This window comes from Dinoroseobacter shibae DFL 12 = DSM 16493, from assembly GCF_000018145.1.
In the GTDB taxonomy this organism is placed as follows: domain Bacteria; phylum Pseudomonadota; class Alphaproteobacteria; order Rhodobacterales; family Rhodobacteraceae; genus Dinoroseobacter; species Dinoroseobacter shibae.
The window spans coordinates 1724817-1750315 of record NC_009952.1; the positions used below are offsets into that span (position 1 = coordinate 1724817).

A 25499-nucleotide genomic window follows, 5' to 3' on the forward strand; every position below is an offset into this window, starting at 1 on the left:
CGGGGCGGGCTCCTTTACAGGCTCAGTTGAGAGGGGTTGTGAGACCTTCGGCAACGGTCTCGGAGGTGACTCGCAGCAGATCGAGATATGTGGGCACCGGGCCATCGGGCCCCGTCAGGCTATCCACGTAGAGCACACCGCCAAACCGCGCCCCGGTTTCGCGGGCAACCTGCTCGGCCGGGTCGTTGTTCACGGTGCTCTCACAGAAAACCACCGGGATCTCGTTGGCGCGCACGCCGTCGATGACCTTGCGAACTTGCTGGGGTGTGCCTGTCTGATCCGCGTTCATGGGCCAGAGATAGAGCTCCTGCATCCCGAAATCACGGGCGAGATAGCTGAACGCCCCTTCGCACGACACTAGCCAGCGCTGGCTGGCGGGCACCGCCTGCACCATCTCACGCAGCGGGGCGATGGTCGCGGTGATCTCGGCCTTGTAGGCCTCGGCATTCGCAAGATAGGTCTCGGCGTTGTCCGGATCGTGCTCGGCGAAGGCCGCTGCGATATTGTCGACATAGACAAGCGCGTTATCGAGCGACATCCACGCATGCGGGTTCGGCTTGCCCTCGTAACTGCCCGACCCGATGGAGACCGGATCGATCCCGTCGGTCAGCGTCACGGCAGGCACGTCGCGCAGGTTCGACAAGAACTGCTCGAACCAAAGCTCCAGGTTCAGCCCGTTCCACAGGATCAGGTCCGCGTCCTGAGCCTTCAGAAGGTCCCGCGGCGTCGGCTGGTAGCCGTGGATCTCCGCCCCCGGCTTGGTGATGGACACGACCTCTGCCGCGTCGCCGGCCACGTTCTGTGCCATGTCAGCGATCACTGTGAAGGTGGTCACGGCCTTCAACTTCTCCGCATGCGCGAGGGACGGCAGGGCAAGAGCGGCGGCAAGGGTCACTCCAGATAGCAAACGCATCAATGTTTCTCCGTCGATGGGGTTTGCGGGGCTGGAATGAATATGAGAATGATTTGCAAGAAAGTAAAGGACATGCGTGCAAAAAGGGCCCACGCAAGGCGTGCGCCCCATTCACTTCATAGCAAATCGTCAGGCTGGCGCTGTGACCGGCTCCACACCCAGAAGGTCCTTGAGCCCGGTATTATCCTTGACAAGACTTTCGAGCGTGATTGCGTCGAGAGAGCGATAAAAGGCCATCAAGGCTTCGCCAAGGGCCCCTTTCAGCCGACAAACCGAAATCAGCGGACAAGTGCACTCCTTGGCGTCGAAACACTCGGCAAAGGGCGTTCCGGCTTCGAACACCCGGAAAACACCGCCCACGGTGATGTCCTGCGCGTTGCGGGCCAGTCGAATGCCGCCCCCGCGTCCACGTACGGTTTCGATGAAACCGGTCTGGCCCAGCATGTTGATGACTTGTCCGAGATGGTTTTCCGACGCGTTGGTCGCCTTTGCGACCTCCGAAGTCCGGATGTTCCGCCCGGTATGCACCGCACAATACATGAGCGTCCGCATGGCGAGGTTGGTTCGGGTCGTAAGGCGCATGGACCTAAGATCCTTTTCGGGGGCGAGGACGCAGTCACGTCCACGTTAAGGATAGTCTAAGAGGTGTCTTTGATTTGGATCAAGCAGAAGAATCCAAGGCGACTGCACCCCACAAGCGACACGAGCAGCCCGGCAAGCCCGGCCGACAGCGTCGAATAGAATGCCCCGGTGAGTGGCACGAAGCATTTGGTAACGCCCAAAATCTGAGCAGACCGTAACACCGCGCAGGCGCAACGCGCGCGAACCCTTGCGAGTCCCTCGGAAAGCCCAAACAGCTTCGGCATGCCGAAGCCCCTCAAGATACTCGTGGTAGAGCCTGATGAATCCCGTGCGCGGATGATCATGGATGGCCTTGCGGAAGCTGGCGAGGCGGAAGTGATGGTGCTCGGGTCTGCGACAGGGCTTGCGCGGCACATGGCGGAACTGGGACCGGACGTCGTGTTGATCGCCATGTCGAACCCCTCTCGCGATACGCTCGAAGCGCTCAGTGTGGCCTCCGGCTTCAACGAGCGACCGGTGGCAATGTTCGTGGACCGCTCTGACGATGCCACGACGCGCGCGGCCATCGAGGCAGGCGTCAGCGCGTATGTCGTGGACGGACTGCACAAGGAACGTATCAAGCCGATCCTCGATGCCGCTATTGCGCGGTTCAACATGTTCGCCCGGTTGCGTACCGAGCTTGCCGCGGCCAAGACCGCTCTCGCCGAGCGCAAGACGATCGAACGGGCGAAGGGCCTGCTGATGACCGCGAAAGGGATCACCGAAGACCAAGCCTATGCCATTCTGCGCAAGACCGCGATGGATCAGGGCCGGAAGGTCTCCGAAGTCGCCGAAGCACTGGTCACAGCGTCGGACATGTTGCGATGAGCCGCGCGCCTTTGAACATCGGTTACCTCCCGCTGGTGGATGCCGCGCCCCTTATCATCGCCCAGAAGATGGGCTTTGCAGATACAGAGGGTATCAGGCTCGCGCTCCACAAGCAGCCGTCCTGGTCGGCACTGCGGGACGGCGTGGCGCTCGGCACGCTGGATGCGGGGCACATGCTCAGCCCCCTGCCCGTGGCGATGTCCCTCGGTCTCGGCGGACTGCCGACAGCGATGGACGCGCTTCTGGTCATGTCGGTGAACGGCAATGTCATCGGCGTGTCCAACGGCCTTGCCAGCAAGATGCGCAGCAATGGCTGGCGCGAGGATTTCAGAGATCCGCTAGCAACCGGCAAGCACCTGATCCGCGCCAGCGGACGCAAACTGCGCATCGGCGTTCCTTTCCCGTTCTCGATGCATGCCGAACTTGTCTATTTCTGGCTGAATGCACTGGGTCTGAAGACCCCCGACGAGTTGGATGTCCGCACCGTCCCGCCGCCGCATATGGCCGATGCCATCGCCGCCAACGAGATCGATGCTTTCTGCGTGGGCGAACCCTGGGGCTCCATTGCGGTCGAAACCGGCGTTGGCGAATTGATACTGCCCGCGAACTCGATCTGGACCTTCAGCCCGGAAAAGGTACTCGCTGCGCGACGCGACTGGATCGAGACCAACCCGGCAGAAACCCGGGCCCTGATGCGCGCCGTCGTGACCGCGGCGCGCTGGCTCGGCGACCCCGAGAACCGCCTTGTCGCCTCCGAAATCCTCGCGCAACCGGGGCTGATCGATGTGCCTTCCGAAGTCATCGACCGCGCTTTGTCCGGGCAGATCACTTCGAAACCGAAAGCGCTTGCTCACCGGGTGCCAAGGTTTCTCGAGTTTCATGCAAGTGCGGCGAACTTCCCGTGGCGCAGCCAGGCTGCCTGGATCGCCAGCAACATTGCCGCGAGGGTGGGGTTGGATCGCACCGAGGCGATGCGCATTTCCATGGCGTGCTACCGAAGCGATCTCTATCGCGCGAACCTGACCGATCTCGGGCTCGATATGCCCGGAGCATCCGCCAAGATGGAGGGCGCCTTGGCCCAACCCACGCCTGTTGCATCTGCGAAAGGTTCGATCATTCTGGGACCGGATGCGTTTTTTGACGGCTCGATTTTTGATCCGGGCAAGGGTTTGTGATCAATTACTGTGCAGGTGCAGCATTTTTCTGACATGAATCGGCCAGCCTGCTTCATGAGACTTTGAAAACCACGCGACTCGCTGCAATGGTCTAGGCATCGCGACGAGCAAAGATGTTCGCGCCAAGCCTCGTCCCCACAGCCGGGGATTTCCGGAGCAAAGCCGCTCAACCGCTTGCGTCACATGACGCGAGACAGGTTGATGCGGCTTTTTTTGATTCTTGTCCCCGCCCGCCCGCTCGGGGATCAACCGAAGGAACCAAGATGAGACGAACGTGTGCTGCCCTCCTGGCAACCTCCGCCCTGATGTCCCCGGCGCTGGCGGAAATGCTGCCCGTCGAAAAGGACGAACTGAAATTCGGCTTCATAAAGCTGACCGACATGGCGCCCCTCGCCATCGCCTACGAGCGCGGCTACTTTTTCGATGAAGGCTTGTTCGTAACACTCGAAGCTCAGGCAAACTGGAAGGTGTTGCTGGATGGCGTGATCTCCGGCCAACTCGACGGCGCGCACATGCTTGCAGGCCAGCCGCTGGCGGCAACCATCGGCTACGGCACTCAGGCCCATATCGTGACGCCTTTCTCCATGGACCTGAACGGCAACGGCATCACCGTTTCCAACGAGATCTGGGAGCAGATGAAGCCGAACATCCCGAAAATGGAAGACGGCCGCCCGCAGCACCCTATCTCGGCCTCCGCGCTCAAGCCGATCGTGGACGAGTACAACGCCTCCGGTCGTCCATTCAACATGGGCATGGTCTTCCCGGTTTCGACGCATAATTACGAGCTGCGCTACTGGCTGGCGGCCGGCGGCATTCACCCGGGCTTCTACTCGCCAGAGGACGTATCCGGCCAGATCAACGCCGAGGCCTTCCTTTCGGTGACCCCCCCGCCGCAGATGCCTGCCACCCTCGAGGCCGGCACGATCTACGGCTATTGCGTGGGCGAGCCGTGGAACCAGCAGGCAGTGTTCAAGGGGATCGGCGTGCCGGTCATCACCGACTACCAGATCTGGAAAAACAACCCGGAAAAGGTGTTCGGCCTGACCGCCGCGTTCGTTGAAGAGAACCCCAACACCACCCTCGCGATCACAAAGGCGCTGATCCGCGCGGCGATCTGGCTGGACGAAAACGACAATGCCAACCGGCCCGAGGCGGTCGAGATCCTGAGCCGCCCGAACTATGTCGGCGCCGATTATGACGTGATCGCGAATTCCATGACCGGGTTTTTCGAGTTCGAGAAAGGCGACCGCCGCGACATCCCGGATTTCAACGTGTTCTTTCGGTACAACGCGACCTACCCGTTCTACTCCGACGCAGTCTGGTACCTAACGCAGATGCGCCGCTGGGGGCAGATATCCGAGGCGAAACCCGACAGCTGGTACGACGAAGTAGCTCGCATGGTCTACAAACCCGAGATCTACCTCGAAGCCGCCCGGCTGCTTGTGGATGAGGGTCTTGCCGACGAAGCCGACTTCCCCTGGGACAGCGACGGCTACAAGGCCCCAACCCCAGCCGAGGATATCATCGACGGCATCGCCTATGACGGCAAGCAGCCCAATGCTTATCTCGAGAGCCTGACCATCGGCCTCAAAGGTGCGCAGAAGGTCGTCGGCAGCGAAATCCAAGGCTGATCGCACACACGCGCCCTGCCCTCGCGGGGTGCATCCCGCCCGCAGTTCTCCTGACCCCTGCGGGCGGGCCTATTCCCCGAATGCCACAACCCCGCCCGCGGCGCGCTCTTCTCGCCGCCCCAGACCCGGAGCAGACCAGATGACTACCGTCGATCCAGACTTCGCTGCGAAAGAGGCCAAGCAAGCCCGCCGCGAGCGCCTCTTCACCCGCATCAACAAGGCCGACGCCTGGCTGAAGGTTCTGGGCCTCGGCTGGATCACAACGATGGTCAAGGCCGCCGCGGGCGACAACCCCAAGGCTCAGATGAAGGACATCTGGCAGCTGTTCTGCGTGCCGATCCTGGCCATCGTGCTCTTCCTGACCGCTTGGGGCACGCTGGCGCCCAAGGTGCAGACATCGCTCGGCGCGGTGCCCGGGCCGGCGCAGGTCTGGGAACAGGCCGTCGCCCTGCACGAAGACGCCCAGGCCAAGGCCGAAAGCGCCCGTGTTTTCGAGGAACGGGTGGAGCAGCGCAACCAGCGCCTGATCGACGCGGGCCGCGCCGACGAGGTCAAGGACATCGCCTATACCGGTGCTCCCTCCTATTACGACCAGATCTGGACCTCGATCCAGACCGTATTCTTCGGCTTTCTTGTGGCGACGGTGGTTGCGGTGCCGCTGGGCATTTCCGCGGGCCTGTCGGTGACGGCCAACGCCGCGCTCAACCCGATCATCCAGATCTTCAAGCCCGTGTCGCCTCTCGCCTGGCTCCCCATCGTCACCATGGTCGTCTCGGCGGTCTACACCACCAATGACGGGCTGTTCGAGAAATCCTTCCTCGTCTCGGCGATCACGGTCACGCTCTGCTCGCTGTGGCCGACGCTGATCAACACCGCGCTGGGGGTGTCGTCCATCGACAAGGACCTGGTGAACGTCTCCAAGGTGCTGAAGATGAACACCTATACCAAGATCACCAAGCTGGTGCTGCCCTCGGCCCTGCCGCTGATCTTCACCGGCCTGCGCCTGTCCCTCGGGGTCGGCTGGATGGTGCTGATCGCGGCCGAGATGCTCGCGCAGAACCCCGGCTTGGGCAAATTCGTCTGGGACGAGTTCCAGAACGGGTCTTCGGACAGCCTGGCGCGGATCATGGTCGCCGTGCTGACCATCGGCATCATCGGCTTCCTGCTCGACCGGCTGATGTTCACGATCCAGTCGCTCTTCACCTTCACGAACAATCGGTGATCCCACATGACCGCGATTGAATTCAAGAACGTCTCCAAGAGCTTCGGGTCCGGCCCCAACCGTGCCGACGTGCTCCGCGACATCAACCTGACTGTGAAGGAGGGCGAGTTCCTTGTTCTGCTGGGCTTCTCCGGCACCGGCAAGACCACATTGATCAACCTGATGGCCGGGCTGGAGGTTCCGACCAAGGGCGAGGTCCTCTTTAAAGGGGCCCAGATCACCGAACCCAGCCCCGAACGCGGCGTGATCTTCCAGAACTACTCCCTGATGCCGTGGCTGACGGTGAACGGCAACGTGCGCCTCGCGGTGGACACCATGTTCCCGAAACTCAGCAAGGCAGCGCGCCAGGCGAAGGTCGATCACTACGTCAAGATGGTCGGGCTCTGCCATGCGACTACCCGCCGTCCGGCGGAATTGTCCGGCGGCATGCGCCAGCGTGTGAATGTCGCGCGGGCGCTGGCCATGAACCCCGAGGTCTTGCTGCTGGACGAGCCGCTTTCGGCGCTCGATGCCCTCACCCGCGCCAATCTCGCCGACGAAATCGAAGGGATCTGGGAAAAAGAGAAAAAGACCTGCGTGCTGATCACAAACGACGTGGACGAAGCCATCGTGCTTGCGGACCGCATCATCGCGCTGAACCCCGACGGCACGCTGGGCGACGAATTCGCCGTGACCATCCCCCGCCCCCGCGACCGGGTGGAGATGAACACCCATGTCGGCTTCAAGAAACTGCGCGCCGATATCACCAAGTACCTGATGGACGTGGGTATCGAGGCGAAGGTCGAGGGCACCAAACTGCTCCCCGATGTCACACCGATCCACGGCGTGCCTGCCGCAATCGCCAAGGCCCAGGCAGGCATGCTCAATGAGCGTTTTCTCGACTTCTCCCAACTGCACAAGGTCTATCCGACCCCCAAGGGCCCGCTGACCGTGGTCGAGGATTTCGACCTCAAGCTCAACAAGGGAGAGTTCATCTCGCTGATTGGGCACTCGGGTTGCGGCAAGTCGACGGTGCTGACCATGGCCGCCGGGCTGAACGAGATCTCCAAGGGAGCGATCAAGCTCGATGGCCGCCATGTGGAAGGCGCCGATCCCGAACGGGCCGTGGTGTTCCAGTCGCCATCGCTCTTCCCGTGGCTCACCGCGCGGGAAAACGTCAGCGTCGGTGTCGACCGGGTCTACCCCAACGCGAGCCAGGCCGAGCGGCAGGACGTGGTCGAATACTACCTCGAACGGGTCGGTCTGGCCGACAGCATGAGCAAATCCGGCGCCGAACTGTCCAATGGGATGAAGCAGCGGGTCGGCATCGCGCGCGCCTTCGCGCTCAGCCCGAAATTGCTGCTACTCGACGAGCCCTTCGGGATGCTCGACAGCCTCACGCGCTGGGAGTTGCAAGAGGTCCTGATGGAGGTCTGGTCGCGCACAAAGGTGACCGCGATCTGCGTCACACATGACGTGGACGAAGCGATCCTGCTGGCCGACCGTGTGGTCATGATGACCAACGGCCCACGGGCCACGATCGGCAAGATCACTGATGTGAACCTGCCCCGTCCGCGCACCCGCAAGGCCCTTCTGGAGCATCCCGACTACTACACTTACCGCCAGGAAGTACTCGATTTTCTTGAGGAATACGAGCACGGCGCAAAACCCAGGAAACCCGCTCCGGCCCCTGAACCCATCGCCGCCGAATGACAGGCGCGTACTGAACCCACGACTTGAGAGAAGATTGAAAATGTTTGCGCTGAACCACGGATATCCACGGAATGTGAAGGATTGTTGCGCAGACTGGGCCCCTCACCTGCACCAGCCGGGGTCTGTCCATGACGCAAGACGAAATCACTCTTATCCAAAGGTCCTTCTCGCGGATCTTCGCACAGAAGGCGCGCTTCGGGGCCCTGTTCTACGAGCGTTTCTTTGCCTTGAACCCCGAAGCACGGGCGATGTTTCAAACCTCCATAACGCGACAATCCGAAATGCTGATCGAGGCGCTCGCCCTCGTGGTACGCGGCATGCGTACGGATGGCGCCCTGCCTCCGAAAGCGCTGCAAATGGCGGCGCGGCATGGCCGCTACGGGGTGACACCGGATCACTACGCGCAAATGGGCGAGGCTCTGATGGACACACTTGCGGAGGTTCTGGGCGACGCATTTGACACCGAGACGCGCGAGGCCTGGCAACGGGCTTACGGGCGCCTCTCCGAAATCATGATCGCCGCCGCGGCCGAACCGGCCCCAGACGCGATGGCGGCAAATCGAAACACCAGTTGACGAGCTGACCCTGCGGATCGGGCGGCCAGTCAACTCCCTGGCTGGAGACCGCCCATGAAGCAGGAACTGGTAATCATCGGCGCAGGCATGGCGTCGGGCCGTGTCATCGAGCATCTCCTCAAAGAGGACCCGGATGCATTCGAGATCACGCTGTTCAATGCCGAACCACGCGGCAACTACAACCGCATCATGCTCAGCCCCGTCCTGTCCGGCGACAAGAGCTACGCCGACATCATCACGCACACGGATGACTGGTACGAACAAAACGGCATCACCTGCCGCTTTGGCGAGCACGTGGTGCGGATCGACCGCGAGACCGGAACCGTCGTCGGACAAAGGGGCGCCCTGCCCTATGACAAACTTCTGATTGCGACGGGCTCCGCGCCGTTCATCATTCCCGTCGAGGGCAAGGATTTGCCCGGCGTCATAACCTACCGCGACCTCGACGACACCAACGCAATGATTGAGGCGGCAGCCAGCGGCGGCAAGGCTGTGGTCATAGGGGGCGGCCTGCTCGGGCTCGAAGCCGCCGCGGGCCTCAAGGAACGCGGCATGGATGTGACCGTGCTGCACCTGATGGGGCACCTCATGGAACGCCAACTGGACGAAAGCGCGGGCTTTCTGCTGCGAAGGGATCTGGAAAAGCGCGGCATCAAGGTGAAATGCCGCGCCTCCACCGCCGCGATCCTCGGAGAGACCCGGGTCGAAGGCGTGCTCCTGGAGGACAACGAGGGACTGGAAGCGGACCTCGTGGTCATGGCCGTGGGCATCCGGCCCGAAACAAGACTTGCAACGGATGCGGGGCTCGACGTTGCCCGTGGCATCACTGTCGATGCAGAGCTCCGGACATCGGACCCCGATATCCATGCGGTCGGCGAATGCGTCGAGTTCGACGGCCAGCTTTTCGGGCTCGTGGCCCCGCTCTACGACCAGGCTCGGGTGGTTGCCGACAGCCTGCTGGGCCGCAGCGCAGCCTTCACCCCGAAGGAGCTTTCGACCAAGCTGAAGGTCACCGGCTGCGATCTGTTCTCCGCAGGCGACTTCGCAGATGGCGCGGGCCGCGAAGACATCGTTTTCCGCGACCCGTCACGCGGCGTCTACAAACGCCTCGTGCTGGAGGAGAACAGGCTGGTCGGCGCGGTGTTCTATGGCGACACGCGTGACAGCAATTGGTTCTTTGGCCTGATCCAGTCCGGTGAGGACATCTCCGAGATGCGCGACACGCTCATCTTCGGGCCGGCCTACCAGGGGGGGGCCGCGCTGGACCCTATGGCGGCCGTTGCAGCCTTACCGCTTGATGCGGAAATCTGCGGCTGCAACGGCGTATCCAAGGGCGACATCGTGGCCGCGATCGAAGGCGGCGCGACGGATCTGGGCACCGTGCGTTCCTTGACCAAAGCTTCGAGTTCCTGCGGGACCTGCACCGGGCTGGTGGAACAGGTGCTCGGCGTGACCCTGGGGGACGATTTCGTGATCCCCGCCGCCGCGTCCATCTGCGGCTGCACCGACCTCAGCCACGAAGACGTGCGCCGCATGATCAAGAGCCGGGAGCTCAAGTCCATGGCCGCCGTCTGGCAGGAGCTGGGCTGGAAGACCTCCTGCGGCTGCCATGTCTGCCGCCCGGCACTGAACTTCTACCTGCTGGCGGATTGGCCTCTGGAGTATCGCGACGACCCCCAGAGCCGGTTCATCAACGAGCGCAAGCACGCCAATATCCAGAAGGACGGCACCTACTCCGTGGTGCCGCGCATGTGGGGCGGCATGACCACGCCGGACGAGTTGCGCGCCATCGCCGACGCAGCCGAAAAATACAACGTCCCGACGGTACATGTTACCGGCGGCCAGCGAATCGACCTTCTCGGCGTACGCGGCGAAGACCTGCCCGCGATCTGGGCCGATCTGAACGCCGCCGGCATGGTCTCCGGCCATGCCTATGCCAAGGGCCTGCGCACCGTGAAAACCTGCGTCGGCAAGGATCACTGCCGCTTCGGCACCCAAGACAGCACAGGACTGGGCATTGCGCTTGAGAAACGCCTTTGGGGGTCCTGGACACCGCACAAGGTCAAGCTTGCAGTCTCGGGCTGCCCGCGCAACTGCGCCGAGGCAACCTGCAAGGATATCGGCGTGGTCTGCGTCGACAGCGGCTACCAGATCGGCGTCGCCGGGGCCGCGGGGATGGACGTGAAGGAGACCGAGCGCCTCGCCGATGTCGCCACCGAGCAAGAAGCCCTCGACCTCATCACGGCCTTTTTCCAGCTCTACCGCGAGAACGCGAAGTACCTCGACCGCCCCTACAAATGGGTGGCCAAGGTCGGGCTCGATTGGGTCAAGGACCAGGTCTTCGACGCGGACACACGACAGGGCTTGATCGAAAGGTTCGAACTCTCCCAGTCGATCTACCAAAAGGACCCATGGGCCGAGGAAGCCCGAAAATCCGGAGAGAAATATCAGCCTCTGGCTGACTTCAAGTTGGAGGCGGCGGAATGAGCCAGGACTGGATCGACATCGGCGAACTCTCGGACATCCCGGCGCGTGGCGCGCGAGTGGTCAGGACCGCCGTGGGTTGCGTGGCGGTGTTCCGCACCGGATCGGATGAGGTGTTCGCACTGCAAAACCGCTGCCCTCACAAGGGTGGGCCTCTGTCCGAGGGAATCGTGCATGGCAAATCGGTGACCTGTCCACTGCACAACTGGGTGTTCAGCCTGGAAACCGGCGAGGCCCAGGGCGCGGATGTGGGGCATGTCCGCACCTATCCCGCGCGGATCGAGGCGGGACGCATCCTGCTGGAGACCAGCTTTCTGCAAGCTCGCATGGCGGCGGAGTGAGCGGCATGACGGACCAGAGCGTCTGCACCACCTGCCCCTATTGCGGCGTCGGCTGCGGGGTGCTTGCAAGTCCAGACGGGACCATTGCCGGCGATCTGGCACACCCGGCCAATCTGGGGCGGCTCTGCTCAAAGGGCTCGGCCCTCGGCGAGACCCTAGATCTCGAGGGTCGTCTTCTCGCGCCGCAGATCGGCAACCGGCGCGCGGGCTGGGATGAGGCGCTCGATCTGGTGGCCAATCGGTTCCGGGCCGCGGCGGAGACCCATGGCCCAGACAGCGTGGCTTTCTACGTCTCCGGCCAGCTGCTTACGGAGGATTATTACGTCGCCAACAAGCTGATCAAGGGGTTCATCGGAACGGCTAATATCGACACGAACTCGCGGCTCTGCATGGCCTCTTCCGTGGCCGGTCACAAGCGCGCCTTCGGGACCGACACCGTGCCGGGACAATACACTGATTTCGAGACCGCGGAGCTTGTGGTACTAGTGGGCTCAAACCTCGCCTGGTGTCACCCGGTGCTCTTCCAACGGTTGCAGGCCGCGAAGGCCGTGCGCCCGGAGCTGAAGGTCGTGGTGATCGATCCCCGCCGCACCGCCACATCACAGCTTGCCGATCTGCACCTGGGCCTGCGCCCGGATGGGGACGCGGTCCTGTTCAACCTGCTGCTGACCGAGCTTGTGCGACGTGATCTCGTGGACCGTCGCTACGTGGCCGAGGCAGTGTCCGGGTTCGATGCCGCCGTGGCCGAGGCCGAACGCGCGGAAGCTGCACAGACCGGCCTCGATTCTTTCGAGTTAGCGCAGTTCCTCGACCTGTGGTGCCGTACCGAGAAGGTCGTCACCCTCTACTCCCAAGGCGTCAACCAGTCCGCCTGCGGCACGGACAAGGTCAACGCGATCCTCAACTGCCACCTTGCGACCGGGCGCATCGGGCGCCCCGGCATGGGCCCGTTTTCCATGACCGGACAGCCCAACGCCATGGGAGGCCGCGAAGTGGGCGGGCTGGCCAACATGCTGACCTGTCATCTCGATCTCGAAAACGCCGCGCACCGGGACGCCGTGCAGCAGATGTGGTCCGCTCCGACCATGGCCGACAAACCGGGCCTGAAGGCGGTGGAGCTTTTCGACGCTTGCGCGCGGGGAGAGATCAAGGCGCTCTGGATCATGTCCACCAACCCGGTCGTTTCCTTGCCCGATGCCGATGCGGTCGCCGCCGCGATCCGAGCCGTCCCCTTCACTGTGATGACCGATATCATGGCCGACACGGATACGGGCCGCTGCGTCGATGTTCTGCTGCCCGCCACCGGCTGGGGCGAAAAATCCGGCACCGTCACCAATTCCGAACGCTGCATCTCACGGCAACGCAGGTTCCTGCCCACCCCCGGCGAGGCCCGCGCCGACTGGAACATCCTCGCCGATGTCGGACGCCGCATGGGCTGGCCCGAGGCGTTCGACTACCGCTCCGAGGCCGAGGTGTTCCGCGAATTCGCACGCCTGTCGACCTTGGGCCACACCTTTGGCAAGGATTTCGACATCTCCGGGCTCGCAGACCTAACCGATGCCGAGTATGATGCCTTGCCTCCCACCGTTTGGCCGGTGCCGACCGAGGGGCCTAGCGGGGGTAGGTTCTTTGCAGATGGCGGGTTCTATCATCCCGATGGCAAGGCTAAGATGCTGCCGATCGCTGCCCCGGCCTCTGAGGCCCCAAACACCGCACGCCCGGTTCGATTGAACACCGGGCGGGTGCGCGATCAGTGGCACACAATGACGCGCACCGGCAAGGCGCCGCGCCTCGGGGCGCATATGGCCGAACCCTACCTGGAAATTCATCCCGGTGATGCCGCCGCGGCGGGCCTGTCGGATGCCGACCTCGCCAAGGTTTCCTCCGCCCACGGTAGTGCCATCTTGCGGGTCATGATCACCGATCGCAGCCAACAGGGCAGCGTCTTCGTCCCGATGCATTGGACCGATATCGTCTCCAGCACCGGGCGGATCAACGCGGTCGTGGCCCCGACCACAGACCCGGTCTCGGGCCAGCCGGCCTCCAAGGGCACTGCCGTAGCGCTCGAACAGGTCGCGGCGCACTGGTACGGCTTTGCGGTCAGCACCGCGACCATGACCCCGACCCGACCTTATGCCGCCATCGCCCGCACTCGGACCGGAACACGCGCCGAGGTTGCCGATTTCAAGCTCCCCGATAACTGGGAAGCCGAAGCCCGCAAAATCCTTAGCCTGCCCGGCGGCAGCGCCAGCGTGATCGAGGATTCCGCCCGCGGCACGGCCCGCGTCGCGATTCACGAAAAAGGCACGCTGACAGGGTTGTTCTTCGCGGCGGCCACCCCGGTGGCGCTGTCGCGGAGCCACGTGGTCGCGCTGATCGGTACGGCGGCCGATCCGATTCAGGCTCTTGCCGGGGTTCCCGCCGCCGACCGTCCCGATCCGGGTGCCATGGTCTGCGCGTGTTTCGACGTGGGGGCCAACAGCCTTCGCCGCGCCATCGACGGCGGGGCCACCACGCTGCACGCGCTTGGGGTCTGCACGCGCGCGGGCACCAATTGCGGCTCCTGCCGTCCGGAACTGGAGGCGATTCTGACCGCCGCGACAGCCATGAAATTGGCCGCAGAATGAGCCTCGCGTCTTATATCGCCATCGTGGCCCGCGGCCCGGGCCGTGCGCGACCGTTGACCGAGACGGAGGCGCGCGCGGCCATGGGCCATGTGCTGGACGGCACCGGCGCTGCGGAGGCCGTGGGCGCGCTCCTGATGACCCTGCGGCTGCGCGGGGAAACCGAGGACGAGATCACCGGATTCGCGGGCGCTTTGCGCGACCACATGCAGCGATGGCGCGCGTTGGACGTCGATCTCGATTGGCCCAGCTACTCGGCGGGACGCACGCGCGGGTTGCCATGGTATCTGCTGAGCGCACGGCTCGTGGCCCAGGCGGGCTACCGGGTGATGCTCCACGGGCGCAATGGGGGTGATGCCGCCTTGCGCAGTTATCTTGCGGCGCAAGGTGTGGCCATCGCGCAGACTCCCGCCGCGGCCACCGCAGCTCTCGACGCGTCCGGCCTCGTCTATATCCCGCTGGAGGCGCTATCGCGTCGGACCACGGACCTGCTGGCACTGCGCGCGCATCTGGGCCTGCGCTCCTGCGTCAACACGTGTCTGCGCGTGGCAAACCCAGCGGGCGCCCGAGTGACCGTCCAGGGCGTGTTCCACCCACCCTACCGCGCCCTGCAGGAAACCGCCTGCAAGCGGCTCGGTGATACCGCAGCGATGATCATCAAGGGGGGTGGCGGGGAGTTCGAGCGCCACCCGGGCAAAGCTGTCGTTTGCCACGGCCACGGACCGACCGGTGCCTGGACCGACGCGCCGGCGCTTCTCAGAGATCCGCGGCGCCTGACGGAAGTGACCGACAATCCGGCGCATCTGACCGCGCTCTGGAACGGGACGTGGCATCATCCATTCGCCTTGGCGACCGTGCTCGGGACTGCGGCCCTGGCTCTTTGGAGCCTGGGTGCCAACCAGACCCTCGCCGATGCCGAAGCCCACGCCGCCCGGCTCTGGGCAACCCGCTCATCCCGCCGCGCCGCGTAACCCAGGAGGCCACCCCATGAAGACCTTCCCCATGTTCCTCCGGATGCGCGACAGGGATGTCGCCATCTTCGGTGGTGGCGAGCAGGCCGCCCAGAAATGCCGCCTCATCCTCAAGAGCGAAGCTCGCCTCACCGTTTGCTGGCCGGATCTCGACCCGGAACTGGCGGGTCTCGCAGCAGGCGGTCGGATTACCTGGCGACGGTCGATCCCGCAAGCTGCAGAAATGGAGCATCTGTCGCTCTGCTTCATCGCCACGGGCTGTCCGGGACTCGATGCCAGCCTTCACGCCCTGGCCGAGGCCGCGCGCGTTCTGGTCAACGTCGTGGACCAGCCAGAGCTTTGCGAGGCCTACACCCCCTCAATCGTAGACCGCGACCCAGTGGTGGTGGCCATTGGCACCGAGGGTACCGCTCCAGTTCTGGCGCGCCAGATCAAGTCCCGGATAGAAGAGTTGCTCGAGCCGGGTTTGGGTCGTCTCGCCGCCCTTGCGGGACATCTGCGCCCAGCCGCTGCCGCCCGCCTCGCCCCGCGTGCCCGCCGCGACCTGTGGCGCTGGGTGTTCAACGGCGCGCCAAGAGAGAGCCACAGGACCGGGGCGGAACGAAACGCCGCGCGCCTGATCAAGGATGCCATCGCAGCCGGAGTGGCGCCGAAGGCCAGCACGGGTACCATCGCGCTGGTGGGCGCAGGCCCCGGTGGCGCAGACCTGATCACCCTGCGCGGGGTGCAGCGATTGCAGGAGGCCGATGTCATCTTCTACGACCGGCTCGTGGACACTGCGGTGCTGGAACTGGCGCGCCGCGATGCGGAACGGGTTCTGGTCGGCAAGACGCCCGGCGCGCAAAGCTGGCCGCAAGACCGCATCAACCACGTCATGGTGCAAGCCGCCCGCGAGGGCAGAACCGTCGTCCGGCTCAAATGCGGTGACCCGGCAGTGTTCGGGCGGCTCGAAGAGGAAATCGCCGCCATCCGCAATGCGGGTCTGAAGCTTGAGATCGTACCGGGCATCACCGCCGCCTCTGCCGCTGCGGCCCGGTTGGAAACGGGACTGACCCAGCGCGGGGCGGTCGACAGCGTGACATTCATCTCGGGCCAGCTCCGAGACGGGGACGCCAGCCCGGACTGGGGCAGCCACCTCAAACCGGGCACGGCGCTCGCGATCTACATGGGGGTCGGCCACGCGGCCCAGATACGCGACAACCTATTGGCCCAAGGCCATCTCGGCACCTGCCCTGTGGACGTGGTCGCCCGCGTCGGCCATCCGGGCGAAACACTGCTGACCACGACGTTGGCGGACCTCGAAGGCGATCTCGCCCATGCCGGGATCACGAACCCCGCTATTCTGTTCATCCGAAATCCGAAGCAACCCGCGGCAGCCCAAACCCCGATCCCTTTGCGCGTTGCAGGCTGAGCGCAGACAAGGATTTTCAAAAAATCCTTGTGATTACTTTTACTTATAAGCCATCCCGCGCTTCCGGCAGGCCGCGAAAACCAGTGGCCACAACGAATTTCTCCGAGCTGTCGGATCGGCTGGCATCCGGCTTGACGTTGATCACCTTGGTGAAGGCGCGCTTGAGCAGGGTCTGCAACTCCCGCTCCGCCCCGCCCGCCAGCACCTTGGCAACGAAGGTGCCGCCCTCTTCCAATACGTCGAAGGCGAGATGGGCCGCCGCCTCGCACAGGGCAACGATGCGCAAATGATCGGTCTGCTTGTGTCCCGAACTGGCCGCGGCCATGTCCGACATCACCACATCGGCCTTGCCCCCCAGCCACGCCTTGACCTGCGCGTCCGCGCCGTCCTCCATAAAGTCGAGCACGTGGGTCTCGGCCCCCGGCACCGGGTCGATCTCCTTGAGGTCGACGCCCAGCACGCGCCCCTGCGCCTTGCCCGACTTCTCGCCCAGGGCATTGACCCGCCGAACCGCCACCTGGCACCAGCCCCCCGGCGCACAGCCCAGATCCACCACGCGCGCCCCGGGCACCAGGAAGCGGAAGCGCTCATCGATCTCAAGGATCTTGAATGCCGCACGCCCACGATACCCCTCGCGCTTGGCCTTCTGCACATAGGGGTCGTTCAGCTGCCGCTCCAGCCACAGGGTCGAGCTGAGCTTGCGGCCCCGCGCGGTCTTGACCCGCACACGCAAGTCCCGCTGCCCGCGGCCCGAATTTCCGGCTTTCTTCGGCATGATCCCGTTTCTCTCAGTAGGGCCCGTCTTCGAGCACGCCATCGGCGCTCATCTGCGCGTAGAGCAGCCCCTCGCGCAAGCCTCGATCCGCCACCGACAGCCGATCCGTGGGCCAGACCCGCAGCAGCGCCTGCAGAATCGCGGCCCCCGACATGATCAGCGAATGCCGATCGCGCCCGATCCGCGGATCCTTGCGCCGCCCCTCCGGCCCCATGGCCAGGTAGGTCTGTATCACCGTGTCGATCTGGTCCGAGGTCATCCGCAACCCGTCGACCTTGTTGCGGTCATACCGGCGCAGGTTCAGATGGCTCGCCGCCACTGTCGTCACCGTGCCCGAGGTGCCGATGATCTGGAAGCCTTCGCGCACCTGGTCGGTTTCATTGTAGGGCGAGAATTCTGCCAGGTTCTCTTCGAAGAACCAGCTCATCAAAGCAAACCGCGCCGCGTCATCATCCACATCGCTGAACTGGTCTTTCAGGGTCGCAACCCCCAGCGGCACCGAGATCCAGTCGACCACGCGCGCCGGCACCATGCCCGGCGTGACCTCGTCGAACCCAGCATGGAGCCGCATGATCGCCCCGGGACGCTCCAGCCTTGGCACCGCGCTCAGATCGATCCAGACCAACTCGGTGGAGCCGCCACCGATATCGACCACCAACAACTGCTCGGTCCGGGTGGAGACCAGCGGCGCGCAGGACACCACCGCCAGCCGCGCCTCCTGCTCTGGTTCGATGATTTCCAGCGCAAGCCCGGTGTCCCGCTGCACCAGCGAGATGAACTCCGGCGCATTGCTGGCCCGGCGACACGCCTCGGTCGCCACGAGGCGCATCCGCTGCACGTTGTGGGTCTTGAGCTTGCGCTGGCAGATCTTCAACGCCCCCACCGTGCGCGCCATGGAGGCCCGGCTCAGCCGCCCGGATGCCTCCAGCCCGTGGCCCAGTTGCACCGACTTGGAAAAGCTGTCGACCACGTGAAACTGGTTGCCCTTGGGCTGCGCGATCAGCATCCGGCAGGAATTCGTGCCCAGATCGAGCGCGGCATAAAGATCCGCCGGGTCCGGCGTGCCCTCCACACGCGACCGCGCCAGCCCATGACCAGCGAGGGCCGGGCTCTGAGACAACAATGGTGCCGGGCCGATCAGGTCGGGTACCGCGCGCAGGTGGGGAGTGGCCCGCCTGCGGGATCTCTTGGACATGTGTTTTATCCTCGCTTGCAAAATTTATAGAGAATCAGGGTGTTTTCAGCAAGCGCCGCAAACGCGGACGCCGCCTGCGCGCGCGCTTCATATAAACCATGAGTATTTTTCCGACCCGCGTCTCTGGCTTGCTGCCGCCGCCCTGCGTAGAAGCGAGGCATTGCAAATGGTCGGTCCTGTCGCGGCGCAGGTCGAAAACGTACCGCACCCCGCGCCCACGGCGCGGCATACAGGACATAGTTGGAGAGGAGCTTGGGCATGCCCGACGTAACCATCGTCTATTGGCGGGACATTCCGGCCCAGGTCATCGTGGGCAAAGGTCGTCGCGGCGCCAAGAAGCAACTGAGCGAACGCTTCGAGCAGGCGATCGACCGCTGCGCGATGAAAGTCGGCGCTTCCGGCAGCGATGCCTATCTGGCTGAATGGAGAAAGGCAGCGCCCTACCCCGTCGAGGGCGAGCAGGCCGAGATCGCGGAGGCGGAAGCTGCAAAGCTCGAAGCCGCCTACGACAAGGCCCGCCTCAAGGCGTTGATCGACAAGGAAGGCTGGGCCTGACCCCCCGCCGGATCAAGGAGGCCTTGATGGCTCTGTTGCAGTTTCGACGCCCCGCGCCGGGCACCCCCGGCTCGCCCGCCCTGGCGCGCATGCTTGATGGCTACTCCATCGAGGTGATGCCGCGCACCGCCGAGATGGTGGAAGATTTCAAGGCCCTGTTGCCCAAAGGCACGCGGGTTTATATCGCCCATATCGATGGCACGCCGATTGCGGACATGGTCGCCACGGCATCGCGCCTGTCTCGCGACGGCTTCCAGGTGATGCCGCACTTTCCGGCTCGGTCCATCCCCGACGCCGCCACCTTGGCCGACTGGATTGCCCGTTACCAGGACGCGGCGGGCATCACCGAGGGCCTGATCCTCGCAGGCGGGCGGGCGGAGCCTGCGGGCGCCTTCGCGGACTCGATGCAACTGCTGGATACGGGGCTTTTCGACAAGGCCGGCTTCACCCATCTGCATGTTGCCGGGCACCCGGAGGGCAGCCGCGACATCGATCCCGCCGGCGGCACCGCGGCGACGGACGCCGCGCTCGCCTGGAAGCAGGGATTTGCCGAGCAGACCGATGCCCGCATGGCCATCGCGACCCAGTTCGCCTTCGACATGGGCCCCATCGCCGCTTGGGAAACGCGCCTGCGTGCCTCCGGGATCAGCCTGCCGATCCATCTCGGGATCGCGGGACCAGCCAAACTGCAAACGCTGATCAAGTTCGCAATCGCCTGCGGAGTGGGCCCTTCGCTGAAGGTACTGCAAAAACGCGCGATGGACGTGACCAAACTGGTGCTGCCCTACACCCCCGACGAGGTTCTGCGCGATCTGGCCGACTACCAAGTGCGCACCCCCGACAGCCTGATCACGCAGGTCCACCTCTTCCCCCTCGGCGGGATCAAGACAGCCGCGACCTGGGCCGCCGAACAGACCGCATCAGCAGCGGGCACCAAGGCAAAGCGAGGCTGACGACGCCCAACATGATCCACGCCCTGCTCTTTGATCTCGACGGCACCCTGCTGGCGTCCGACCCGCTGCACGCAGAGGCCTTTATCGCGCTCTTTGCCGAGCATGGCCGCACCATCGATACCGCGTTCTACAATGCGCGCATCCACGGTCGCCTGAACGCCGAGATCTTCGCGGAATTCTTCCCCGATGCCGACGGTGCCGCCATGGCCGAGGCCAAGGAGGCCGCATTTCGCGATCTCTTGGGCCCCTCGGCATCGCCGATGCCCGGGCTCACAGCCCTTCTGGACCGCGCCGACGCACAAGGCTGGCGCACCGCAGTCGTAACCAACGCGCCCCGAATCAACGCAGAATTCATGCTGAAGGCCATCGGCCTCGCGGATCGGTTCGACACCGTGGTGGTCAGCGATGAATGCGCGGCGGGCAAACCCGACCCAGCACCCTACCGCGAAGCCCTCAGGCGGCTCGACTGCGCGCCGCGCGCCGCGCGCGCATTCGAAGACAGCCCCTCGGGCATCCGCTCCGCGGTTGCCGCCGGGATCACCACGCTCGGCCTTCGGTCCAGCCTTCCGGACATTGCATTGCGCGCCGCGGGCGCCGCAGCCTCCCTTGCCGATTTCACAGACCCCACGCTGGAGCCCTATCTCCAACGTCAATCAGGAGCCGATCCATGACCCGTACTGTCATCGAGTCGAAAACCAAGACCGTCACCATCGGGTTCGACGAACCCTTTTGCGTGATCGGAGAACGCATAAACCCCACAGGGCGCAAGAAGCTCGCCGCCGAACTGGAGGCGGGCGATTTCTCTACCGTCGAGAAAGACGCGCTGGAGCAGGTCGCCTGCGGCGCGATGGTGCTCGATGTGAACTCGGGTGCCGTGTTCACCAACAAGATGGCCGAGGACCCGCGCTACGCAGACAACAACTTCGTCGAGCCGATGCTCATGAAGGAGCTCGTCGCCCGGGTGCAGGCGCTCGTCGACATCCCGCTCTGCATCGACAGCTCGGTGCCCGGCGCGCTGGAGAACGGGCTGGAGATGGCGGAGGGTCGGCCACTGCTCAACTCCGTAACCGGCGAGGAGGACCGCCTCGAAACAATCCTGCCTCTGGTGAAGAAATACAACGTCCCCGTGGTGGCGATCTCGAACGACGACACCGGCATCTCCGAGGACCCTGACGTACGCTTCGCCGTGGCAAAGAAGATCGTGGAGCGGGCGGCGGATTTCGGCATCCCGGCCCATGACATCGTCGTCGACCCACTGGTCATGCCCGTGGGCGCCATGGCCACAGCTGGCCGGCAGGTCTTCACCCTGGTCGCCCGCCTGCGCGAAGAGCTTGGCGTCAACACCACCTGCGGCGCATCCAATGTCAGCTTCGGGCTGCCAAACCGCCACGGCCTCGGCGCGGCGTTCCTGCCCATGGCCATCGCCAGCGGCATGACCAGCGCCATCATGAACCCGATCCGCCCGCAAGAGATGGAGGCCGTCCATGCCGCCAACTTCCTGATGAACCATGACCCCAACGGCGCGACCTGGATCAATTTTGCCCGGGTGATGGAGGCGCACAAGGCCGGCATGCCGTTCCCCGAGGCCGCGAAGGCCGGGACCAGCGGGGGTGGCGGGCGCTCCGGCCGCCGGGGCGGTCGGCGTCGGTCGGGCTGAGCCAGCCCACTCAGGATGCATCGGCGCTTGCCGCGCCCCGGGCGCTGGCGCAGGGTGACCTCATGGCTCCACCCTCTCCCGCGCCGACGCGCGACATCCCTCCTGGCCTGGCGAGGTCGCTGGCCCGCCTGGCTTTGCGGGTGGCGATCCTCGTCATTTTTGCCTATGCCGCCCAGGCGCTCGTGCTGCATGCCATGCGCCTGACCGAGGCGTTGCCCGCCGCGAGTCGCGGGACCGCGCAAATGTCGGTCCTGCTGCTCGCCTTGATCCTTTACGCGATCCTGATCGCAATCCCCTTTGTGCCCGGTGTCGAAATCGGTGTCGCCCTGTTGATCCTGCGTGGGGCCGAGGTCGCACCCTTCGTCTATCTCGCAACACTGACCGGGCTGACGCTGGCCTACACCGCTGGACGGGTCCTGCCCCATGGCTGGCTGCAATCGACCTTCGCGGACCTGCGCATGCACCGCGCAAGCGCGCTTCTCGACCGCCTGTCGGAACTGGGCCCAGAGCGCCGTCTCGCCCTGTTGCGCAGCCGCCTGCCGACCTGGCTCGGCCCGCACGTGGTACGCTTGCGCTATCTCCTCCTCGCACTGGCTCTCAACTTGCCCGGAAACGCTCTGTTGGGCGGCGGTGGGGGTCTGAGCCTCCTTGCCGGCTTCAGCCGCCTCTATCGGCCCGCAGGCACCTTCGTGACCCTTGCCCTGGCCACTGCGCCCATCCCTCTGCTGGTCTGGGCGGTTGGCCCCGAAGTGCTGTCGCGGAACTGATCACCGCCGCCCGCCTCGGGCAACACAACACCGCCGATCCATTCATTCAGCGCGTGATTGCCTTGACTTTTTCGATGCAATCGCTTCGATCTTTTCGGTGTTGGCCAATGTCTTAACCATTGAGATGTTAGTCATCGCAGTAGAACTTGTGAAAGAGAGTCCATGAGAGCTTTCCTGATCCTGGCGCTGAGCACGTTTGTCCTGTCTGCATGTGCCAGCCAATGGCAGACAGATTACGCGGCCCCGATCCCCGCCGAGGTGTCGCAGAACTGGCGTCTTGCCGGCGTGGAAGTCTTGGTGCCCGAAACCCTCACAGTCAGCGAGGACAACGTCTATTTCCCCATAGCCGACATCGTCTGGCGCGAAGAAGCGCTCACACCAGGGGTCACGCGCTATGACCAGGTGGACGCCATTGTGACCGACGGGATCACGCGCGGCGCCTCGGGTCTCTCGGGCAGCCAGGCCGTGAAGATCCTCGCCACCGTGGGCGAATTCCATGCGCTCTCGGAAATCGCGCGCTACGGGTTGTCGACATCGGCCGTACACAACATCGCCTTTGCAATGCAGGTGGTCGATGCGCGCACCGGTGCAGCCCTGAGCGAACCGACGATGATCCAGGCCGATTTCCCGGCCCTGTTGCGGGACGAAGCCATTCAGGCCGAAACCGCGGGCCAGACCCAGCGGGTCCGGATCACCGATCATATCGCGAAGGTGACGGCGGGCTATCTGGGCATTGGACCGGACATGCGCAACAGCTTCGTCACCATCGGTCAATAGACGAATGGCCCGCACCTGCGGCGCGCCTCATAATCTCTATGACGAAAATGACACCTCCGGGGTCGGCTTTGGGCTTTAGCCTGCCGACCCCTTCGCTATCTATGGCAGGACACTCCCTCCGGAAGGTGCCCTGTGATGAACAATCAGTCCCTGCCCCAGCCCGACGCGGATCCTGCGGCTGACGCCCTGGTGATTTTCACCCCATCCGGCAAGCGTGGGCGCGTGCCGACGGGCACCTCCGTGCTGGATGCGGCGCGGCTGCTTGATGTCGATCTCGACAGCGTCTGCGGCGGCCGAGGCATCTGCTCCAAGTGTCAGGTTACACCCTCGTTCGGCGAATTCTCCAAACATGGCGTTCACGCTCGGGAAAACGCGCTGTCAGAATGGAACGCGGTCGAAGCGCGCTATCACGAGAAACGCGGACTGGCCCAAGGCCGCCGCCTTGGCTGCCAGGCCTGCATTCTCGGCGATATGGTCATCGACGTGCCCGCCACCAGCCAGGTCCACAAACAGGTCGTCCGCAAGGCCGCCAGCCAGCGCGCGGTGACCATGGACCCGGCCACGCGGCTTGTCCTGATCGACGTCGCCGAGCCGGACATGCACGAACCCTCAGGTGATTACGAACGGCTCGCCACCGCGCTCGACGAACAGTGGCAGATCGGCCCCGTCACCGCCCCCCTTTCCGTCCTGCGCAAGCTGCAACCGGCCCTGCGGAGGGGCAAATGGCAGGTCACGGTGGCCGTCAACATCGCCGACACCCCCGCCCGCGTGATCGACATATGGCCCGGCTACCACGAGGGACCGCTCTGGGGCCTCGCCATCGACTTGGGCTCCACCACCATCGCCGCCCATCTGTGCGATCTGACGACCGGACAGGTCGCAACTTCCGCCGGTGTAATGAACCCCCAGATCCGCTTCGGGGAGGACCTGATGTCCCGGGTGTCCTACGCGATGATGAACGCCGACGGCGCGCAGGCGATGACTGCGGCAGTGCTCGATGCGCTGAACACGCTCGCGACAGAAATCTGCGCCGAAGCCGAAGTCGCCCCCCGCGACGTGGTCGAGGCGGTCTTCGTCTGCAACCCGGTCATGCATCACCTTCTTTTGGGCATTGACCCGGTGGAACTGGGTCAAGCCCCCTTCGCGCTCGCCACCTCCGGGGCGGTTACACTTTCGGCGACCGAGCTTGGCCTGACTGCTGTGAACCCGGCTGCGCAGACCTACCTGCTGCCTTGCATCGCCGGCCATGTGGGGGCCGATGCCGCCGCCGTCGCCCTGTCAGAAGCCCCGGACAAATCCGACGAGCTGGTGCTCATCGTCGATGTGGGCACCAATGCCGAGATCCTGCTGGGCAATCGTGACCGGGTACTGGCCTGTTCGTCTCCCACCGGTCCCGCCTTCGAGGGTGCGCAGATCAGCTCGGGCCAGCGTGCCGCGCCCGGCGCCATCGAGAGGGTCGAAATCGACCCCGTGACCAAGGAGCCGCGGTTCCGCGTGATCGGGTGCGAGCTGTGGTCCGACGATCCCGGCTTTGCCGAGGCGACCGCTGCCACGGGCATCACCGGCATTTGCGGCTCCGGCATCATCGAGGCGGTGGCCGAGATGCGCATGGCGGGCCTGCTCGACGCGTCCGGGCTGATCGGCGGGCCGGAGCAGACCGGCACGCCCCGCTCGATCGCCGAGGGGCGCACCTATTCTTACGTGCTGCAGGACGATCGCCCGGCGGGCGGGTCCCTGATCGCCGTCACCCAAGGCGACATCCGCGCCATCCAGCTGGCCAAATCCGCGCTCTATGCGGGCGCGCGTCTACTGATGGACGAGATGGGCGTCGACACGGTCGATCGTGTGACCCTCGCCGGGGCCTTCGGCGCGCATATCTCGCCCAAGCACGCGATGGTGCTCGGCATGATCCCCGATGCGCCCCTGGACAAGGTCACTTCCGCTGGCAACGCGGCAGGCACCGGCGCGCGCATGGCGCTTTGCAGCCGTGCGGCCCGGGCCGAGATCGAACAGACGGTCTCCAAAATTACCAAGGTCGAAACCGCCATCGAGCCACGGTTTCAGGAGCATTTCGTCGCCGCCAACGCGATCCCCCACGCCACCGCGCCCTTCGCGCACCTGCGGTCCGTGGTCCCCCTGCCGCAGCCGGGATTCAACGCGGGCGGCGGGGGTCAGCCAGGCACACGACGCCGCCGTCGACGGGGCTAAAATGCGATTGACGCCGCACGGCCCCTTGGCTATCCCCTCCGACACGGTGCGGGTATGGTGAAAAGGTATCACGCGAGCTTCCCAAGCTTAAGTTACGGGTTCGATTCCCGTTACCCGCTCCAGA

At 64.6% G+C, this 25499-nt stretch carries 22 protein-coding genes and 1 tRNA gene; 19 read left to right on the plus strand and 4 right to left on the minus strand.

Annotation, left to right across the window (positions count from 1 at the left end; genetic code table 11):
• Positions 1-22: 22 nt before the first annotated feature.
• Both DSHI_RS08445 and DSHI_RS08450 read right to left on the minus strand, forming a co-directional pair.
• Entirely contained in the window at positions 23-913 is an 891-nt protein-coding gene (locus DSHI_RS08445) for a metal ABC transporter substrate-binding protein (RefSeq protein ID WP_012178331.1), read from the minus strand.
• 129 nt (positions 914-1042) lie between these two features.
• A complete protein-coding gene (locus DSHI_RS08450; RefSeq protein ID WP_012178332.1) occupies positions 1043-1495 on the minus strand; it encodes an Rrf2 family transcriptional regulator in 453 nt (150 codons plus the stop codon).
• A 282-nt stretch (positions 1496-1777) separates the two neighbouring features.
• On the opposite strand from DSHI_RS08450, the gene DSHI_RS08455 reads away from it, so the two are divergent.
• From DSHI_RS08455 to cysG, 11 genes are all read left to right on the plus strand, one after another.
• Entirely contained in the window at positions 1778-2362 is a 585-nt protein-coding gene (locus DSHI_RS08455; RefSeq protein ID WP_012178333.1) for an ANTAR domain-containing response regulator, read from the plus strand.
• A complete protein-coding gene (locus tag DSHI_RS08460; protein WP_012178334.1) occupies positions 2359-3537 on the plus strand; it encodes a CmpA/NrtA family ABC transporter substrate-binding protein in 1179 nt (392 codons plus the stop codon). The genes DSHI_RS08455 and DSHI_RS08460 overlap by 4 nt, the downstream gene beginning before the upstream one ends.
• Positions 3538-3800: 263 nt before the next feature.
• Entirely contained in the window at positions 3801-5168 is a 1368-nt protein-coding gene (locus tag DSHI_RS08465) for a CmpA/NrtA family ABC transporter substrate-binding protein (RefSeq protein ID WP_012178335.1), read from the plus strand.
• Between the two features lie 139 nt (positions 5169-5307).
• Positions 5308-6390 (plus strand): ABC transporter permease, encoded by a 1083-nt coding sequence (locus tag DSHI_RS08470; protein WP_012178336.1) that lies wholly within the window; start codon positions 5308-5310, stop codon positions 6388-6390.
• Between the two features lie 6 nt (positions 6391-6396).
• On the plus strand, positions 6397-8082 hold the full coding sequence (locus DSHI_RS08475; RefSeq protein ID WP_012178337.1) for an ABC transporter ATP-binding protein: 1686 nt from the start codon (positions 6397-6399) through the stop codon (positions 8080-8082).
• 128 nt (positions 8083-8210) lie between these two features.
• Positions 8211-8657 (plus strand): globin domain-containing protein, encoded by a 447-nt coding sequence (locus DSHI_RS08480; RefSeq protein WP_012178338.1) that lies wholly within the window; start codon positions 8211-8213, stop codon positions 8655-8657.
• Positions 8658-8711: 54 nt separating this feature from the next.
• Positions 8712-11144 (plus strand): nitrite reductase large subunit NirB, encoded by a 2433-nt coding sequence (nirB, locus tag DSHI_RS08485; protein ID WP_012178339.1) that lies wholly within the window; start codon positions 8712-8714, stop codon positions 11142-11144.
• The gene (gene nirD, locus DSHI_RS08490) at positions 11141-11482 is read left to right on the plus strand and encodes a nitrite reductase small subunit NirD (RefSeq protein WP_012178340.1); all 342 of its coding nucleotides are present in this window, start codon (positions 11141-11143) and stop codon (positions 11480-11482) included. The genes nirB and nirD overlap by 4 nt, the downstream gene beginning before the upstream one ends.
• A 5-nt stretch (positions 11483-11487) precedes the next feature.
• A complete protein-coding gene (locus tag DSHI_RS08495; RefSeq protein ID WP_012178341.1) occupies positions 11488-14109 on the plus strand; it encodes a nitrate reductase in 2622 nt (873 codons plus the stop codon).
• Positions 14106-15077, plus strand: coding sequence for a glycosyl transferase family protein (locus DSHI_RS08500; protein WP_012178342.1), 972 nt, complete (start codon positions 14106-14108; stop codon positions 15075-15077). Before DSHI_RS08495 ends, DSHI_RS08500 begins: the two co-directional genes overlap by 4 nt.
• A 16-nt stretch (positions 15078-15093) precedes the next feature.
• Entirely contained in the window at positions 15094-16488 is a 1395-nt protein-coding gene (gene cysG, locus DSHI_RS08505; protein WP_012178343.1) for a siroheme synthase CysG, read from the plus strand.
• Between the two features lie 43 nt (positions 16489-16531).
• Here cysG and DSHI_RS08510 read toward each other — a convergent pair whose 3' ends face one another.
• Positions 16532-17263, minus strand: a complete 732-nt coding sequence (locus DSHI_RS08510; protein ID WP_044027698.1) for an RlmE family RNA methyltransferase — start codon at positions 17261-17263, stop codon at positions 16532-16534.
• A 13-nt stretch (positions 17264-17276) separates the two neighbouring features.
• Complete coding sequence (locus DSHI_RS08515; protein ID WP_012178345.1) at positions 17277-18458, minus strand: Ppx/GppA phosphatase family protein; 1182 nt, start codon at positions 18456-18458, stop codon at positions 17277-17279.
• 258 nt (positions 18459-18716) lie between these two features.
• Between DSHI_RS08515 and DSHI_RS08520 the strand changes: the two genes are divergently transcribed.
• The 8 genes from DSHI_RS08520 (at position 18717) to DSHI_RS08555 (ending at position 25497) form a co-directional block, all read left to right on the plus strand.
• A complete protein-coding gene (locus DSHI_RS08520; RefSeq protein WP_044027699.1) occupies positions 18717-19013 on the plus strand; it encodes a virulence factor in 297 nt (98 codons plus the stop codon).
• 26 nt (positions 19014-19039) lie between these two features.
• On the plus strand, positions 19040-19966 hold the full coding sequence (locus DSHI_RS08525; RefSeq protein ID WP_012178347.1) for a methylenetetrahydrofolate reductase: 927 nt from the start codon (positions 19040-19042) through the stop codon (positions 19964-19966).
• A gap of 11 nt (positions 19967-19977) precedes the next feature.
• Entirely contained in the window at positions 19978-20637 is a 660-nt protein-coding gene (locus tag DSHI_RS08530) for an HAD family hydrolase (protein ID WP_012178348.1), read from the plus strand.
• Entirely contained in the window at positions 20634-21623 is a 990-nt protein-coding gene (locus DSHI_RS08535) for a methyltetrahydrofolate cobalamin methyltransferase (protein WP_012178349.1), read from the plus strand. Before DSHI_RS08530 ends, DSHI_RS08535 begins: the two co-directional genes overlap by 4 nt.
• A gap of 62 nt (positions 21624-21685) precedes the next feature.
• Positions 21686-22390, plus strand: a complete 705-nt coding sequence (locus tag DSHI_RS08540; RefSeq protein ID WP_012178350.1) for a hypothetical protein — start codon at positions 21686-21688, stop codon at positions 22388-22390.
• A 162-nt stretch (positions 22391-22552) separates the two neighbouring features.
• Entirely contained in the window at positions 22553-23167 is a 615-nt protein-coding gene (locus DSHI_RS08545; protein ID WP_012178351.1) for a DUF6778 family protein, read from the plus strand.
• Between the two features lie 135 nt (positions 23168-23302).
• The gene (locus DSHI_RS08550) at positions 23303-25375 is read left to right on the plus strand and encodes an ASKHA domain-containing protein (RefSeq protein ID WP_012178352.1); all 2073 of its coding nucleotides are present in this window, start codon (positions 23303-23305) and stop codon (positions 25373-25375) included.
• Between the two features lie 48 nt (positions 25376-25423).
• Positions 25424-25497: transfer RNA gene (locus DSHI_RS08555), tRNA-Gly, on the plus strand.
• Positions 25498-25499: the final 2 nt, after the last annotated feature.

What these genes read in the sequence shown, in the direction of transcription:
- DSHI_RS08445 (WP_012178331.1), bottom strand. Translation starts at nt 913, where the DNA reads ATGCGTTTGCTATCTGGAGTGACCCTTGCCGCCGCTCTTGCCCTGCCG.
- DSHI_RS08450 (WP_012178332.1), bottom strand. Translation starts at nt 1,495, where the DNA reads ATGCGCCTTACGACCCGAACCAACCTCGCCATGCGGACGCTCATGTAT.
- DSHI_RS08455 (WP_012178333.1), top strand. Translation starts at nt 1,778, where the DNA reads ATGCCGAAGCCCCTCAAGATACTCGTGGTAGAGCCTGATGAATCCCGT.
- DSHI_RS08460 (WP_012178334.1), top strand. Translation starts at nt 2,359, where the DNA reads ATGAGCCGCGCGCCTTTGAACATCGGTTACCTCCCGCTGGTGGATGCC.
- DSHI_RS08465 (WP_012178335.1), top strand. Translation starts at nt 3,801, where the DNA reads ATGAGACGAACGTGTGCTGCCCTCCTGGCAACCTCCGCCCTGATGTCC.
- DSHI_RS08470 (WP_012178336.1), top strand. Translation starts at nt 5,308, where the DNA reads ATGACTACCGTCGATCCAGACTTCGCTGCGAAAGAGGCCAAGCAAGCC.
- DSHI_RS08475 (WP_012178337.1), top strand. Translation starts at nt 6,397, where the DNA reads ATGACCGCGATTGAATTCAAGAACGTCTCCAAGAGCTTCGGGTCCGGC.
- DSHI_RS08480 (WP_012178338.1), top strand. Translation starts at nt 8,211, where the DNA reads ATGACGCAAGACGAAATCACTCTTATCCAAAGGTCCTTCTCGCGGATC.
- nirB (WP_012178339.1), top strand. Translation starts at nt 8,712, where the DNA reads ATGAAGCAGGAACTGGTAATCATCGGCGCAGGCATGGCGTCGGGCCGT.
- nirD (WP_012178340.1), top strand. Translation starts at nt 11,141, where the DNA reads ATGAGCCAGGACTGGATCGACATCGGCGAACTCTCGGACATCCCGGCG.
- DSHI_RS08495 (WP_012178341.1), top strand. Translation starts at nt 11,488, where the DNA reads ATGACGGACCAGAGCGTCTGCACCACCTGCCCCTATTGCGGCGTCGGC.
- DSHI_RS08500 (WP_012178342.1), top strand. Translation starts at nt 14,106, where the DNA reads ATGAGCCTCGCGTCTTATATCGCCATCGTGGCCCGCGGCCCGGGCCGT.
- cysG (WP_012178343.1), top strand. Translation starts at nt 15,094, where the DNA reads ATGAAGACCTTCCCCATGTTCCTCCGGATGCGCGACAGGGATGTCGCC.
- DSHI_RS08510 (WP_044027698.1), bottom strand. Translation starts at nt 17,263, where the DNA reads ATGCCGAAGAAAGCCGGAAATTCGGGCCGCGGGCAGCGGGACTTGCGT.
- DSHI_RS08515 (WP_012178345.1), bottom strand. Translation starts at nt 18,458, where the DNA reads ATGTCCAAGAGATCCCGCAGGCGGGCCACTCCCCACCTGCGCGCGGTA.
- DSHI_RS08520 (WP_044027699.1), top strand. Translation starts at nt 18,717, where the DNA reads ATGCCCGACGTAACCATCGTCTATTGGCGGGACATTCCGGCCCAGGTC.
- DSHI_RS08525 (WP_012178347.1), top strand. Translation starts at nt 19,040, where the DNA reads ATGGCTCTGTTGCAGTTTCGACGCCCCGCGCCGGGCACCCCCGGCTCG.
- DSHI_RS08530 (WP_012178348.1), top strand. Translation starts at nt 19,978, where the DNA reads ATGATCCACGCCCTGCTCTTTGATCTCGACGGCACCCTGCTGGCGTCC.
- DSHI_RS08535 (WP_012178349.1), top strand. Translation starts at nt 20,634, where the DNA reads ATGACCCGTACTGTCATCGAGTCGAAAACCAAGACCGTCACCATCGGG.
- DSHI_RS08540 (WP_012178350.1), top strand. Translation starts at nt 21,686, where the DNA reads ATGGCTCCACCCTCTCCCGCGCCGACGCGCGACATCCCTCCTGGCCTG.
- DSHI_RS08545 (WP_012178351.1), top strand. Translation starts at nt 22,553, where the DNA reads ATGAGAGCTTTCCTGATCCTGGCGCTGAGCACGTTTGTCCTGTCTGCA.
- DSHI_RS08550 (WP_012178352.1), top strand. Translation starts at nt 23,303, where the DNA reads ATGAACAATCAGTCCCTGCCCCAGCCCGACGCGGATCCTGCGGCTGAC.